14 protein-coding genes are annotated in these 15,870 nt (G+C 31.9%); 8 read left to right on the top strand and 6 right to left on the bottom strand.

The window, feature by feature from the left end; all coding sequences use genetic code 11:
* Nucleotides 1–8 precede the first annotated feature (8 nt).
* The 3 genes from PBN93_RS07105 to PBN93_RS07095 all read right to left on the bottom strand — a co-directional run bounded on the left by PBN93_RS07105 (nt 9) and on the right by PBN93_RS07095 (nt 7,609).
* On the bottom strand, nt 9–3,347 hold the full coding sequence (locus PBN93_RS07105; protein ID WP_271081768.1) for a SusC/RagA family TonB-linked outer membrane protein: 3,339 nt from the start codon (nt 3,345–3,347) through the stop codon (nt 9–11).
* 25 nt (nt 3,348–3,372) lie between these two features.
* The gene (locus tag PBN93_RS07100) at nt 3,373–5,946 is read right to left on the bottom strand and encodes a zinc-dependent metalloprotease (RefSeq protein ID WP_271081767.1); all 2,574 of its coding nucleotides are present in this window, start codon (nt 5,944–5,946) and stop codon (nt 3,373–3,375) included.
* A 91-nt stretch (nt 5,947–6,037) separates the two neighbouring features.
* Complete coding sequence (locus PBN93_RS07095) at nt 6,038–7,609, bottom strand: histidine kinase (protein ID WP_271081766.1); 1,572 nt, start codon at nt 7,607–7,609, stop codon at nt 6,038–6,040.
* Nucleotides 7,610–7,839: 230 nt separating this feature from the next.
* Here PBN93_RS07095 and PBN93_RS07090 point away from each other — a divergent pair, with 230 nt between their 5' ends.
* The 3 genes from PBN93_RS07090 to PBN93_RS07080 all read left to right on the top strand — a co-directional run bounded on the left by PBN93_RS07090 (nt 7,840) and on the right by PBN93_RS07080 (nt 9,406).
* Complete coding sequence (locus PBN93_RS07090; protein ID WP_271081765.1) at nt 7,840–8,559, top strand: 3-ketoacyl-ACP reductase; 720 nt, start codon at nt 7,840–7,842, stop codon at nt 8,557–8,559.
* A gap of 81 nt (nt 8,560–8,640) precedes the next feature.
* Entirely contained in the window at nt 8,641–9,012 is a 372-nt protein-coding gene (locus tag PBN93_RS07085; protein ID WP_077403450.1) for a hypothetical protein, read from the top strand.
* Nucleotides 9,013–9,016: 4 nt separating this feature from the next.
* A complete protein-coding gene (locus tag PBN93_RS07080) occupies nt 9,017–9,406 on the top strand; it encodes a VOC family protein (protein ID WP_077403447.1) in 390 nt (129 codons plus the stop codon).
* A gap of 3 nt (nt 9,407–9,409) precedes the next feature.
* On the opposite strand, the gene PBN93_RS07075 is transcribed toward PBN93_RS07080, so the two are convergent.
* Nucleotides 9,410–9,772 (bottom strand): DUF983 domain-containing protein, encoded by a 363-nt coding sequence (locus PBN93_RS07075; RefSeq protein WP_077403444.1) that lies wholly within the window; start codon nt 9,770–9,772, stop codon nt 9,410–9,412.
* A gap of 95 nt (nt 9,773–9,867) precedes the next feature.
* On the opposite strand from PBN93_RS07075, the gene PBN93_RS07070 reads away from it, so the two are divergent.
* The 5 genes from PBN93_RS07070 to PBN93_RS07050 all read left to right on the top strand — a co-directional run bounded on the left by PBN93_RS07070 (nt 9,868) and on the right by PBN93_RS07050 (nt 14,258).
* Nucleotides 9,868–10,743, top strand: coding sequence for a helix-turn-helix domain-containing protein (locus PBN93_RS07070; protein WP_077403441.1), 876 nt, complete (start codon nt 9,868–9,870; stop codon nt 10,741–10,743).
* Nucleotides 10,744–10,775: 32 nt separating this feature from the next.
* A complete protein-coding gene (locus tag PBN93_RS07065) occupies nt 10,776–11,660 on the top strand; it encodes a LysR substrate-binding domain-containing protein (protein ID WP_077403438.1) in 885 nt (294 codons plus the stop codon).
* A 77-nt stretch (nt 11,661–11,737) separates the two neighbouring features.
* Complete coding sequence (locus tag PBN93_RS07060) at nt 11,738–12,664, top strand: YeiH family protein (protein WP_271081764.1); 927 nt, start codon at nt 11,738–11,740, stop codon at nt 12,662–12,664.
* A gap of 126 nt (nt 12,665–12,790) precedes the next feature.
* Nucleotides 12,791–13,342, top strand: coding sequence for a TetR/AcrR family transcriptional regulator (locus PBN93_RS07055; protein WP_077403432.1), 552 nt, complete (start codon nt 12,791–12,793; stop codon nt 13,340–13,342).
* A gap of 55 nt (nt 13,343–13,397) precedes the next feature.
* A complete protein-coding gene (locus PBN93_RS07050; protein ID WP_077403429.1) occupies nt 13,398–14,258 on the top strand; it encodes an SDR family oxidoreductase in 861 nt (286 codons plus the stop codon).
* Nucleotides 14,259–14,323: 65 nt separating this feature from the next.
* On the opposite strand, the gene PBN93_RS07045 is transcribed toward PBN93_RS07050, so the two are convergent.
* Together PBN93_RS07045 and PBN93_RS07040 are read right to left on the bottom strand one after the other, a co-directional pair.
* A complete protein-coding gene (locus PBN93_RS07045) occupies nt 14,324–14,833 on the bottom strand; it encodes an acyl-CoA thioesterase (RefSeq protein ID WP_077403426.1) in 510 nt (169 codons plus the stop codon).
* Nucleotides 14,834–14,893: 60 nt separating this feature from the next.
* Nucleotides 14,894–15,841, bottom strand: coding sequence for an HU domain-containing protein (locus PBN93_RS07040; RefSeq protein WP_271081763.1), 948 nt, complete (start codon nt 15,839–15,841; stop codon nt 14,894–14,896).
* Between the last annotated feature and the right edge of the window lie 29 nt (nt 15,842–15,870).

The following is a 15,870-nucleotide window of genomic DNA, read 5'->3' as shown; positions in this document are numbered from 1 at the left end:
TTACTATTTTAAAAAGTTACATTTAACCCTATTGCAATTGTTTTTGCTATAGGCTGCGCGTATATATTTCCGTATGTTTCAGGATCAAAATAACCGTTATAATCAGACCCAAATACCAACAAGTTTTTACCCTCTAGACTTAAGCGGAAGCTATTAATATTTAGCTTAGTAGTTAAGCTTTTAGGAAAACTGTACCCAACACGCATACTATTAATTCTTACATAGCTCATTTCTTTAACCCAAGTATCTAACAAAGGCATTGTTTCTATAGGGTTTAAGCCTCCAAACCATTTGTAAGCCATCCAAGAATCTCCTGCGCCAGATGTTTCACCAACAATAGCTGGCAAATTGCTAGTTGTGTTTGTTGCAGACCAAGCATCTAAAACTCTAGCAGAATAGTTTTGTCCACGATCTAATTGTGTACCATTATAAGGTTGGCGCTCTACAACTGTCTGTTTTAAGTTAAAGTTAGCAGCAACAGTAAAATCTAAATTTTTAAATTTAAAAGTGTTTATAATACCGCCACTATATTTAGGGTCCTGGTCTCCTACATAAGTAAACAGGTTTCTAAATTCTTCATTAGTTAACTCTGACTCTGTTAAAAAGCCTGGGAAAAAATCTGCCCAAGGATCTTTTAACTTAAAAAAGTCTACTGCAGAAACAACCTCATCTCCACGTTTAAATAATGGGTAACCACTTTCATCTATACCAGCCGTTTTTAAAGCAAATACAGCATTAACAGGCAAACCTTCTCTAGATGGTAAAAAGCTATTATCTCTAACTTGTATTTTATCTACGTTACTTTTGTTGTGAGATATATTAATGTTTGTAGTCCAAGAAAAATCTTTAGTTACAATGTTTCTTGTAGACAAGCTAATCTCATACCCTTTATTAGTTACCTCTGCCCAATTTAGGTTGGTAAACTCAAACCCATTTTCTAATGGTACAGAACGCAAACCAATTAAATCTGTACTGTTACGCTTGTACACATCTGCAGCAATATTAATTCTACCATTAAACAAACCTAAATCCATACCTACATTGGTATTGGTTGTTTTTTCCCAGCGTAACTTTGCATTTGGTGGTGATGTAACTACAATTGTTTCTTCTGATGTACCTGGTAAAATACTAGTAGTGTCATACTCACCAATTACAAACGGAGAAGTATTACGGTCTATATTACCTTGCAAACCATAAGATCCTCTAAAACGTAGGTTAGATATAACATCACTTGTTTTTAAAAAGTCTTCTTCACTAGCCAACCAAGATCCAGAAACAGACCATAATGGTAGATATTTATATTTAGGATCTACTCCAAATAAGTTAGACCCATCATAACGTACGCTACCAAAAAATGTATATTTACGGTCATAAGTATAAGAACCTGTAGCGTAAAAAGATGCGTATGCATTTTCTGCCGTTGTTTTATCATAAGTTTGATAAGAACTTTCATTAGCTGTATCTTCATTAGGGAAAATTATAGGTGTAGTAGTTAATGTATTTTTATTATACCCAAAACCACGACTCATAATATTAGTATACTTAGAGCGTCTAAACTCAGACCCCAACAAACCTTCTACTTCATGTTTACCAAAGCTAGCATCATACGTTAGTAAAGACTTCCAGTTGTACTGAAAAAAGTCTTCATTCCAGTTTTGTATAATTCCGCCTTCTGGTAAAAAGTAGTAATAATCACTTATACTAGAATCATAACGTCTACTTTTTTCGCGTTCTTTTCTAGAGAAATACGTTTCTCCTGCTGCGTATTTTTCAGTGCTAGTTTTATCAAACTGTAAACCTAATTGTGTAGATAATGTAAGATTGCTTGTAATTTTATAAGCACCATCAAAAATTGCTTTTACGGCTTGGTTTTTTAAATCGTATGCCGTGTTTTCTCTTTCCTCTAAAAAGTTAAATGGCACATATCTACCGTCTGTACCCTCTATATCTTGGTCGTAATTGTAAGATCCATCTGCTGCATAAGGCATAAAATAAGGATTTACATTTCTGCTGTAATTTGCTGGGTTAGTAAATGCATCTGTACCCGTTAAGTACGACTCTTTTTTAGATTGAGAAAGAAAAATAGAAGCACCAGCACTTAAGCGATCACTAATATCAAAATTATTTTTTAAGGTGATGTTGTAACGCTCTAAACCTGTACCAATAGTTGTACCTTCTTCATCATAATAGCCTAAAGAAAAGTAATAGTCTGATGTATCTGTACCTCCAGAAATACCTAAACTATACTGTGTGTTTACACTAGTTTGATAAAGCAAATCTCCCCAGTTGGCATTGTTATTTTTTAATGCATTAATTTGAGATTGTGTATCAGAACTTAATGAAGAAAAACCATTAGTTTGGTACGTTCCTAATTCGCCAGAATTATTTAAAATACGTGCAACCTCACCTTTATTAGTTCTAAAATCTAAATCTGTACGTGCTGCTAAACCAAGTTCAAAATCTACTTTTTGCTCAGAGTTCATTAAGTTTAACTCATCAAAATTAGGCTTTGTAGAAAAAAACGTATTTGCAGAAAAGTTAACTCTCATTTTTCCGCTTTTTCCTCTTCTTGTAGTAACTACAATTACACCATTAGCCGCTCTTGCACCATAAATAGCAGTGGCAGCAGCATCTTTTAAAATGGTAATATCTTCTATATCACTAGGGTTTAAACCAGCAATAGCGTAGTTACGCAATTGATCTATATTGTCTTTATCACTAAAATCTGGCACATCATTACCCTCTAAAGGCAACCCATCTACAACCCATAACGGATCTTGTGGGCCAGATAAAGATGCTGTTCCTCTAATTCTAATTTTAGCAGGTGCTCCTGGTGCTCCTGTTTGTGTGGTAGCAACTACACCGGCAACCTGGCCTTGTAATAATTGATCTACACTAGCAACACCAATTTGTTCAATGTCGTCCATCTTAACCTTAGCAACGGAAGAAGTTAATTTTCTTTTTTCTACCTTTTGGTATCCTGTTAAAATAACCTCATCTAAACTATCTACATTTTCTTTTAAAGAAATAGTATAGTTATTAGCAGCAGTTAAGTTTATGGTTTTAGTTTGATAACCTAAATAAGAAACTGTTATTTGTGTTATTGCAACTGGTATTTTTAAAGAAAACTTACCATTAAAGTCTACAACAACACCAATAGATGTATTTTCTATTACACCAGCAACGCCGGTTTCATTGGCAATCATATTTTTAGAGACATATACCGATGCTCCCGGCAAAGGCATACCGTCTTCTGCTCCTATTACCTCTCCGGTAATTGTTCTCGTATCCTGTGCCCACGCTGCCGTAACAGCCACAAAGAATAACGTAAAAAGGAATTTATTCATAAAAATTGGTATTTAGGGGTTAAAATTAGAATTTTAATGTGTTTTTAATACGATAAATCAAATCATTATAATGCGCTTGCGTATTTGCATCGCCTTTACGCTTCTTTTTTAGTAACAATTGCAATACATTTTGCAACTCTTGGCGCTTGTATGACGCTATTTCTGACGTGCGCGTCATAGAAGTAAAATTTATGTTACGTGCTTGCTTTTCTTCTGCTAATGCAACTGCACAAAAAGTAGTTGGTTTAAAAAAGCTTGCAGTACTAAGTTTGTCAACTGTTGTTTTTTCTAAAATTTTTTGTGTGTCTATTAGCAAAACATCTACATAGTTTTTTTGTGTCATACGCTCTACTAATGTTAAAGACGCTCCTTTTTCAGTTCTTTTAAAAATATGTGAACGTAAGTCTGTAAATAACTCTTGTACCGTATAGCGGGCTTGTTGTTGTGGATTATATAAGTTAGCCTCTACCATACGCAGTAAGCGCTCATTATTAAGTAACTTATACAACGTATTGTATTGTAAAGATCTAGACAAGGTATAAGGTGCTTGCTCAAAAGGTCCTAATGGCGAATCCTTAATTGCATATGTGTACTTTAAAACCGGATTAAAAAACAACCACTCTGGTATGGTTAATACATTTTTATTTAGGTATGCTACAGCATCTTTTTGTAATTGGTAAGGTACTGGTTGGTATGTTAACTTGCCATCTTTATGCTGTGTAGAGTTAAGGTAAATACCACCAACGTTGTTAGTAACATGGTCATTATACATACTCCATTGCCCAATAATGTCCATATATAATTTACCCGTGTTGTAATAATCATCACCTTCTTGGTATGTCCATTCCTCTAAATTATTGGCAACACGTTTTAAGTTTTTTAGTCCGTATGTACTTGCCAACATTGCGTTATCTCCTAAATCTTCAGATTGTGACCTAGGATCTACAGTGTTTAAATGCGGTTGTTGTTCTCCATAAAAATAAAGTGGATTATTAGCGTGGCTATCTACCAATGCTTTTAATTGTTGTTTTTCTTCTAAGCGCGATCTAAACCATTGGTAGCCCCATTGTATAGCATAAGTATCATACAAGCCTATTTTTGGTGTAATAGCCGTAACGTTATCTTCTGGTTGGGCAACATAATTGTAACGAGCATAATCCATTATTGAAGGCGCAGTACCGCCCATTTTATCTGTAAATGTTTTAGAGCGAAGGGAATCTACCGGGAAACTATGGGAAGCACCCATATTGTGCTTTAATCCAAAAGTATGGCCTACTTCATGAGAAGACACAAACCTAATTGCTTCTCCCATATGCGCATCATTAAATACATTAGCTCTAGACTTGCTGTCTATAGGTCCGGTTTGTACACGCATCCAACTTTGCAAGGATGTCATTACGTTATGCCACCAAATAATATCTGCCTCTATAATCTCTCCGCTTCGTGGATCTACAACAGATGGTCCCATAGCATTTGCTTGCGGAGATGCTGCATAAGTAATTACAGAATAACGCACATCATCAACATCAAAATCTGTATCATTAGCATCTGGTTCCTTTGCAATAATTGCATTTTTAAAACCAGCTTTTTCAAAGGCAACTTGCCAATCTACTACACCTTGCTTTATATAACTTCTCCACTGTTTAGGTGTTGCAGGATCTATATAATAAACAATTGGTTTTTTTGGTTCTACCAATTTACCACTTAAGTACTTACCTACATCTTCTGGTTTAGGCTCTAAACGCCACCTAGTAATAAACTCTTGCTTTTTCATAGACTGTTGTTTATCATTAAAAGACCAGTGTTTTTCTGTAAAAAAACCAACACGCTTATCTAGTTCCCTTGCTTGCATAGGTACTTTAGGTAGCAATACTATGTTGCTAGTTACACCTAAGGTTACGTACATAGTAGGTCCGCCTTCATTAACTGTTGTAGTTAATAAAGATTTTACCACAATATTTTTAGGGAACGATTTAACTTTTTGAATGTACGATAAGTCACTTTTTACACTGCCACCTAAACCAACATTATTAAGCACATCATTAAAACTTTTTTCTTTACCGTTAAAAACCTTATTAACCTTTATTAATGGTGCATTTGTTTTAGGATTATAACTTTCAATATCAAACTTTTCTATAATAGATTCTGCAAAATTGTCTTTTACAGACAAGGTAATAGCATCATCTTTTGGAGAAGAAACCATTGGGTTACTTGTTTTAACCCAAATTGTTTTAGACAAACTATCTTTATGAAACGTAATTAATTTGTTTTCATAATTCATTCCTTTATTTAACCCGTGCTCATTTATTGCTAAAGGAACCTGAGATATTTTATTAACTATTAAAAATTGCCTTGTAAAAAGACTATCAGAAATTTCAAAGTAATAATCGGTATCAGTTTTTATAACAGAAAACAGGCCTTTAGTTACTGTTGCATCTTTTAAAAGTTTAGCATAATCTTTATACCCTTTATTTAGGCTATCTTTAGATTGTTCATTATCTTTTTTATTGTCTTTTTGAGCAGAAACACCAACTGTACTTCCTAAAAAAAGAATAAATAGCACTATTTTAACTATAAATGCAGACTGATTTTTACGCATAATGAGGTTATAATTTTGCCTAAAAATCTGTGTTTTACTAAATACTCACAAAAAAAGGAGAGTGAGTGGGTATTATTAAGGAGTGAATGAACTATTTAATAATAATGTAAGGTAAATTACATATATACTGAGAATTTTTCTGATAATTTGTGAAATTATTTACATTATAATAAGCGTAAATGTTTTTTAGATAGTCTATTCCAAAGTGATTGCTTTTTTGAGGAGTTGCTATTGGTTGGTAATTATTTTTCACTTCTACTCCTATTTTATTTATAGTTACTGTTATAGTGAGCGGATTACTTTTAGTTGCCGTATTGTGCTTAATAGCATTTTCTACAAGGGTTTGCAATGCTAAAAAAGGAATGTATTTGTTTTCTGCCAGATTAACATCACCCAAAATAATCACTTCTAAACTTTTACCAAAACGGGTTTGCTGCAAGTAAATATACTCTTTAAGTAACTCTAGCTCATTTTTTACAAGGGTAATATTGTTTGCTGGCGGTGTAATAAAATAACGGTAGAGCTTAGAGAGCTTTAAAGCAAAGGTTTTAGATTTTTCTTTATTTATATCTATTAACATATACAAAGAGTTAAGAGCGTTAAATAAAAAATGTGGATTTATTTGCTCTTTTAATTGCTGCAATTGCAAAAAAGAACTCTCTTTTTCGGCAATTTCTTTTTGTACAATTAAATTATTTTTCTCCTTTAGTAAACGCTCCTTTTCTTTGTACTGTTTTTTATTACGTTGATTAAAAAAATAAAATACAAATAGTAATAATATGGTAGATATACCATAGATTAGAAAAGTGTATTGCCTAATTTTAGTAACATTTTCTTCACTAATATTTTTAGGAGAACTTACTGCAATATACCAAGAGGTTTCTTTTAATTGCAAGGGCTGTAAGTAACGTATAACATCTAATTGTAAATACTCAGACTTTACAACGCTTGGCACCTGATTATTAACTGTTAACTCTATGGTATCCTTAGGAGATATAGAACTAAATGTAAACACACTTTTACCTAATAAATTTTCATCTGGATGTAATAAAACCAAACCATCTTTATTAAAAACATAAGCGTAATTAATAGATTTAGAGTCTACGTTTGCAAAATAACGTTGCAAATCTTTTAATGCAATATCATACCCTAAAAATAGAGAGTCTTTTGCAGCAGTAACTACAGCAAGCTTATTACGCCAAACATACCCAGTAGAAGTAGGCACGATTACACTTTGCTTTTTTACTACTGCTAACGATTTATTTTTGTTTTTAAAAGATAAAACAGTGTCTTGCAAGGTTTCTATAGATGCTAGCGTATCTGTAGATTGCGTAAAAGATACTTTTTGCCATGAAATTAGTGAGTCTAATTGTTTTGGCTGAAAAGAAACCCATGTATTAAAATTTTGCTGTAACTCATCTACAGAGCTAGAGCCATTAACAATAGTTTCTAATCTTGCTAAAAAATCCTCTAAACGTGTAAGCTCTTGGTAAACGTCATCGTACTTTTCTCTAAAATTACGTTTGGCAATATCTTCACTTACAATAGTAATTTCATCTGTAATTAAATAGCTTAAAGCCAAAGTACTTAACACTGTAACTATAACCATTACAAGTATTAATGTGGTGTATTTAATTTTAGAAAAAAAACGAATTATTTTCATTAAAAAAAGTAGGTTATAGTACTTGCAAATGTAATTAAACAAAATTGAGTATTAGAATGCAAATCACTTTCTTTAACATATAATAAATGTAACTACCTAACACATAATAACAAATCAAATCTTAACAAAAAACCAACACTTATAACGAATTAAAAACCTTTATTGTTCTTTATTTTTGTACAACCATATAAAGTACTACACTTTACTTATTAAAGCAAAACATATAAAAAATGGAACAAATAAAAGGACAAAAAGCTCTAATTACCGGTGGTAGTAGAGGACTTGGTAAGGCTACGGCTTTAGCACTTGCAAAAGAGGGTGTATCTGTTGCCATAACAGGAAGAAATAAAGAAACATTAGAAGCTACCGTGGCAGAAATTAAGGCTTTAGGGGTAGATGCTACTTATGCTGTTTTTGATGTTAGTAACCAAGAAGAAGTAAAAAAAGGAATTGCGTCTGTTTTTAATGATTTTAAAAGCATAGACATTTTAATTAACAACGCTGGTATTGCTGCTTTTGGTTCCTTTAATGATATGGAGGTAAACCAATGGGCACAAATAATGCAAACCAACGTCATGGGCGTTTATTATGTTACTAAAGAAGTTTTACCGCATTTAATAGAGAAAAACGCTGGAGATATAATTAATGTGTCTTCTACAGCTGGTTTAAATGGTAATGCAAACACATCTGCTTATTCTGCTTCTAAATTTGCTGTTATTGGTATGTCTGAGTCATTGATGAAAGAAGTACGCAAAAATAACATTAGAGTAAACACCCTTACACCAAGTACAATTGCATCAGATATGTCTATAGATTTAGGCATTGCAAATAAAGACTCTAAAGATAGTGTACTGCAGCCTGAAGACTTTGCAGAGCTAATTGTTGCTGGTTTAAAATTACCTAGGCGAGCTATGCTTAAAAACGCTTCATTATGGTCTACCAATCCATAAAAACAACTAATGTATTGCGCTAAAAATAATAGCGCAATACTTTTTTCAGGTTTATACTATTTACCATCTAATGACCACTAAATGCCTTTAGAAAAAAAACCAAATAAACTTGAATCTAAAAAGAGTTTTTATAAAACTATTGAAAACCATTACAAACCAATAGTTGACGATAAAATACCAAAAAGTATATTGTCTGATTTATGCTTGTATTTAGCACACTCACTACACAAGTCTTACAAAATACTAAGAAAAAAACACCCAAAGTCTAAAGACCGATTTTCCAAATTTAATACAGTAGACCTACACTACCCTTTTACGCAATATGGTATTACAAATTTTTTAAAAGGAAAAGATGCTGTAAATTACACAACCTACTGCAAAATACTTTTTAAAATGAATGACGAAGAACTTGCAAAATATTTAAAAGAAAAACACACATACGAAACAAAATAATAAGATGAACCACATTAAAAACGCCACTTTATTAGTTCTTAATTATGATGATACCATTGCGTTTTACACACAAAAACTAAATTTTATTCTGGTTGAAGATGTACAACTTGGTGATGGTAAAAGGTGGGTTACAATACAAGCAAAAGACCAACCTAATTTTGCATTGGTAGTAACACTTGCAAATACAGACTTACAAAAAGCAACTGTAGGCAAACAAGCTGGTGATGGTGTTGCATTTTTTATGCAGACAAATGATAGTAATAGAGATTACGTAACTTTTAGTAAAAACGGCGTTCAATTTTTACAAAAACCCACAAAACAACCCTATGGTACAGTTGCAATTTTTAAAGATTTGTACGGTAATAAGTGGGATTTAATTGAGCCTGCCAAATAGCAATTAGGCTTTCTTTTCTTTATAAAAAAGATAAATCCAAATAATTCTAGAATACCTGTAGTTAAAAGTACTTAAAATAAGAGCAAAAAACAGTACACCAAAAAAAGTATACAGAATTGGCATTTTCAAAATAAAATAAAAAAGAATAGAAAATGCTATAAATTCTGCCACAGCCAACGCATAACTAACAAACATTGCTCCAAAGAAAAAGCCAGGTTCTTTCTCAAACTTAAAATTGCAATTTTTACACACAGCATCCATCTCCGGAATAGATAGTAAAAACAACCCTTGTGCCGCATTAAAAATATTTCTTTTTTTACACTGCGGACATTTTCCTTTTAAAAGCGATGATACTAATGATGCCATAATTTATTTTTTTTACAAAGGTAATTTCTATCCTACTAAAAAAGGTAGTACAAATTTCTCCATTATTTGTACTTTTAGGACATTTTAAACACTATATGAAAATTATTCCTGTACTAAATATTGAACAGTTTGAACACAAGGTTCCTTTAAGCGACTTTTACAGCAATGATTTAGTCACACATTTACAAAAAAATGCCACTGTTGTAAATAAACCACATAGTCACAACTTTTACCTATGCGTTCTGTTTACCAAAGGTAAAGGTGTTCATGAAATAGATTTTAACAGTTATGAGGTTAATACTGGTAGTGTTTTCTTCTTAAAACCAGGACAAACACACCATTGGAAATTTACAAGTGATCCTGAGGGTTACATTTTTTTTCATACTCAGGATTTTTATGAGATGCATTTTTCAACCAGTAAACTAGAACAATTTCCTTTTTACTACTCTCACAAAAACACTCCATCTTTAAATATAAATAGGCATAAGCTTGCACAATTAGCTCCCATTTACAAATCTATAAACAATGAGTATTATGATAACTTGCCCTATAAAAAACAAAAAATAGCAAGTTTAATTCATACCGTATACATAGACTTAGCTAGATTATACAACACAGAAACTATTACAACAGAAACAAACTCTGTTGCATATATAGAAACATTACGAGCCTTAGAAAAAGAGATAGAAGCACATTATAAAACAGAGAAATCTGCGCAATTTTATGCAGACCGTTTACACATTACCGCAAAACATTTAAATCGTATTTGCAAAGCAACAATAAACAAAACAACAACAGAGTTAATTACAGAACGTGTAGTTTTAGAATCTAAAAGGTTATTGGTGCACTCCAAAAACACAATGTCATCAATCTCTGAAAATTTAGGCTTTAAAGATTATGCCTATTTTTCAAAAGTATTTAAATCTAAAACCAATTTAACTCCACTAGAGTTTAAAAAAAGTTATCAGTAATTTTGTAATCCTAGGTTGCTAAATTTTTATCTATGAAAAATAAACTTCACATATTTAAAAGCGTTGCACAGCACGCTAGTTTTACCAAAGCAGCAGAGCAGTTATTTATATCACAACCAGCAATATCTAAAGCTATTCGTAACTTAGAAAACAACTATAAATGTGCATTTTTTATTAGAAAAAGAAACTCTATAGAACTTACTGCAGATGGTAAAGCCTTTTTGGTTTACGTAAACAGAATTTTAGATATTTACGCAGAAATAGATCAGCAATTTTTACATAAAGAAAAAACATTCCCAGATGAAATTAGCTTTGGTGCAAGTACTACAATTGCTAATTATATTTTGCCAAAAGTAATAGCTAAGTTTAAAACTCAGTTTCCTAACACCAATGTAAAAATTGACAGTGAAAACTCTGATGAAATAGAAGAATTAATTTTAAATCAACAAATAGATTTTGGAATTACAGAAGGCAAAAACACAAATCCAAAGTTACATTTTACTAAGTTTATTAAAGATGAAATTGTTCTGGTAACCAACAGTAAAAATAGCAACCACAAAAAAGGAATAATTAATTTAAATGAGTTAAAAAACTTACCAATTGTAGAACGCGAAATTGGTTCTGGCACCAAAAAAATAATTCAACAATTTTTGCACCAAAACAATATAAAAAAATTAAATACCGTAGTTACCTTAAATAGTACGGAAGCTATTAAAAACTATCTATACTATTCTAACAGTTATGCATTACTATCTATAAATGCAGTTACAGAAGATTTACTACACAACAAGCTAAAAATTATTGACATTAAAAACTTTAGTTTGGAACGCTGGTTTTATTTTGTATTTAGAACAGGCTACCAAAATGCTACTATGAGTAGCTTTGAAAAATACATTCGCTCTAATTATAACTTTTAGTTATAACACATAGCTTAAATGTTTGCAAAATAGTTATATGTTACTAGTAGTTTTGTATCAGATTAATATAGTTTGATATGAAGACACTAATTACAAAACTTCTCTATTTTAGTATAGTTATAGCCACAATAAGCGGATTAATAAACAGTGCAACCGCACTAACATTAGGTTTTGTTTATACACTAATTTTTAAAAATCCTTTTAAAACGTATAGCCACAAAGCTATTCACTACTTTTTAAAAGTATCTGTTGTTGGTTTAGGTTTTGGAATGTTTATAAAAGAAACTATACAAACAGGTAAAGATGGTTTAAGTCTTACTTTTTTATCTATAATGCTTACCGTAAGTTTGGGGTTAATACTAGCACGACTTTTAAAAATGGACTTAAAACTGGGGCATTTAATTACCTCAGGAACAGCTATATGTGGCGGCAGCGCTATTGCTGCTATTGCTCCTGTTATAAAGGCTAACGGAAAAATAATAAGCATTGCATTAGGTGTGGTATTTTTACTTAACTCAATTGCTCTATTTTTATTCCCTGCTGTGGGTAATTGGCTTGGGCTCAGTCAGTCACAATTTGGGCTCTGGTGTGCTATTGCTATACACGATACTAGCTCTGTAGTTGGTGCTGCTTTAGATTATGGAGACCAAGCTCTTAAAATAGCAACAACCGTAAAATTATCTAGAACACTATGGATTATACCTCTGTCTATTTTATCTATGTTTATTTTTAAAACTAAAGGAGAAAAAATAAAAATTCCGTATTTTATTTTACTATTTATTGTCGCTATTATAGTTAATAGCTACCATATACTACCCACTTTTGCAACCACTAACATTGTACTATATTCAAAACGTTTATTAGTACTTACATTGTTTATTGTGGGAACAACCATTTCTCTAAAGGACTTAAAAGCAACAGGACCAAAACCTATTGTTTTAGCTGTTTGCCTATGGATTTTTATCTCTTTATTTTCACTAACATACATTCTACAAATGAGCTAAATAACAATTGATATGTTTAAGAATTAGTTTGTCATTTTTCTAAAAAAAAAGAGGCTTTTACACTTTTAACAAAATTTTTAATTGAGGTATTTGGAATATATATTCCAAAAATTATACCTTTGCCCTATGAATAAAAAAGAAACCATAGTACAAGCAGCCTTAGAGCTATTAGTAGAAAACGGTATACACGCTACACCTGTTTCTGCAATAGCAAAAAAAGCTAATACAGGTATGGGAACTATTTACAATTATTTTGAAAGTAAAGAAGTACTAATTAATACTATTTACGTAGCTATTAAAGAAGAAGAAAAAAAAGTTTTAGATACTGTGTTTAATAATGATTTACCAGTTAAAATTCAGTTTGAAAAATACTATACTATTGTAATAGAATTTTTCACTAAAAACAAATTGTATTTTGGATTTATGGATCAATTACAAGCTTCACCAATAATAACTAACGAGAGTAAAACTGTAGGTTACAATGCCATTGAAGGTGCAATAGCTCTCCTTATAAAAGGAAAAAAAGAACATATTATTAAAAACATAGATAATGATGAGCTACTACAATTTATAGGAGGTTCTATATTATCGTATTTAAGGTGGATAAATATGCCTGGTAATAACAATAAATCTTTAAAAAACCAGATTAATTTGGTTTGGGACGCAATAAAAGAGTAAAAAAAATTTAACCAAAATTTGGAATGAACATTCAATCCAATTAAAACAAATAAGTATGAAAAAAAACGTATTAATTACAGGAACATCAACAGGAGTAGGTTTAGAAACCGCTCTAGTATTTGCTAAACAGGGGTATAAAGTTTATGCAACTATGCGGAACCTAGACAAAAGCAATACATTAAAACAAAAAATTAAAGAAGAAAATCTAGATATTGAAATTCTAGAACTGGATGTAACCAAACAGGAAACAATTTCTAAAACTGTAGAATACATTATTACTAAAGATAAAAAAATAGATATACTGATAAATAATGCAGGCGCAGGATTTGCTAAAACATTAGAACAGGCTTCTACTGAAGAAATAGAATGGGTTAACAATGTTAACTACCTAGGTGTTGTGTATGCCACAAAAGCTGTTTTGCCATATATGAGAAAACAAAAAGCCGGGCGTATAATTACTGTATCATCTGTGGGCGGTTTAATTGGTCAGCCGTTTAATGAGCTATACTGTGCTGCTAAATTTGCAGTAGAGGGTTTTATAGAAGCTTTGGCTACGTATGTGGGCCCATCTTTTAATATAAAATTCTCCGTAGTAGAACCTGGTGGTATTTCTACCGAATTTATGAAATCTGCAATAAGTAATACAGCTATAAACGGACAATTTGCAACTGGAGAATACGAACCAATTTTTGCTAAATATTTAGAAGGAAATCAACGTAGAGCTAATGAAGAAGCAGAAAATACATACCAAACTCCTTTAGAAGTTGCCACAGTTATTGCCAGCATAGCAGAGAATGAACATCCGCCATTGCGCAAAAGAACATCAAAATGGGCAGAAGAGTTTACCAAATTGAAGACTGCGTTAGACCCAGACGGCTTAAAACAGATACAGCAAATAACAAAAACATTTTTATAATACCAATTAGTATTAATTTTACAACTAAAACACTATTAATCAGCTACCATAAAATATACCATTTGTTATTTATCTATAAATATTGCTTTTAATTCAGTTGCATCTTTAGGCTTTAGTTTACCTGCAAGCACTAAACTTAATTGTTTTCTACGTAAAGCAGCATCAAAACGCTCAATTTCTAAATCAGTTTCAGGAATTAATGCTGGTACTTCAGTTGGTTTCCCTGTATCATCTACAGCAACAAAAGTGTAAATAGCCTCATTTGCTTTGGTTTTTTCACCGCTAAACCTATCTTCTATCCAAACATCAATAAAAATCTCCATAGAGGTTTTAAAAGCTCTAGATACAGCTGCTTCTACCGTAACAACACTTCCCACAGGAACAGATCTGTTAAAAGCTACGTGGTTTACAGATGCAGTTACAACTATACGTCTGCTATGTCTACGTGCAGCTATACTTGCAGCCCTGTCCATACGTGCTAACAGTTCGCCACCAAACAAGTTGTTTAGAGGATTGGTCTCACTAGGGAGTACCAAATCTGTCATAACTGTTCTACTATCTTTAGGTGTGTGCATTCTCTATTTTTTAAATTTTGCGCAAAGATACTGCGCTTTTAGTTTAAAAAAGAAAATATTTTATTTTACTGAAAGTAACCAAGCATCTGAAGATACACTTGATTTAATTTTTTGCAAAAATTTTAAACCTTCGTTAGCATCGCTAAAACTAGCATAAGCTACTTGGTGCAAACCATATTTGTTTACGCCAACATACAAAGCATTGTAACCTTGTTCTTTTAGCTCTTCTATTTTACGATTTGCATTTGTTTGCACTCTAAATGCACCAGCAATTACATAATGCTCTTGTGATGCTGGCTTGGCAATAATATCTAAAGATAGAGAGGGTAACTCTAAAGGTGTAGTATCAAAAAAGGTTGCCTCTTGTATAGTTCTAGATATTTGCTCTTGTGCATCTTGCTGTGCAATTTCTTGTATTGCAACAGTTGTATTGTAGTAACGTAAACCAGTTAAACCAGTAGAAATTGCCAATAACGCAATTGCTGCATATTTTAAATAAGGTCTAAATGTTTTAGTTTTTCTTTTCTCTGGTGTTATAATAAATGGTACTTCCTCTTCTAAAGTAACCACTTCTTCTTTTAACACTTCTCTAGTAATTGGTGATGCTACTACTGCTGACAAACCAAAAGAGGTTGTTAAGTAATTAACTTGGTTAGCTGGTAAAAATTGAATTTTCTGGTCTTCATTTAAAAACAACTCACCAACAGAACCAAACTTAATTCTTTGTCCCAATTTTAACATTCTCTTCCAATGCTCAACTTCCTTTGTCAACGCTTGTAAAACTACCTCAAAAGTAGATTTTTCTGCCGTTGCAATATATGTTATTAACAAGCCATCATTAGAATTTACTTGTTGGTTAAACGAAACTATCTTTGTAGGTGGCGTAAAGTTATTACTAGCCTCATCCAGTTCAGCAGATTTTTTTTGCGTTAAAAAAGCCCCAAACTCAGGTATTACAACACAGTTGTACCTATATAATAATTCTTCAATATATTGTTCTGTTCGCATTGTGGCAAATATTGTAAAAATTCATCTTT

This window comes from Cellulophaga omnivescoria, from assembly GCF_027915275.1.
Taxonomy (GTDB): domain Bacteria; phylum Bacteroidota; class Bacteroidia; order Flavobacteriales; family Flavobacteriaceae; genus Cellulophaga; species Cellulophaga omnivescoria.
Note: the sequence above shows the minus strand (reverse complement) of the source record. Positions and strands in the feature narration are given on the sequence as shown.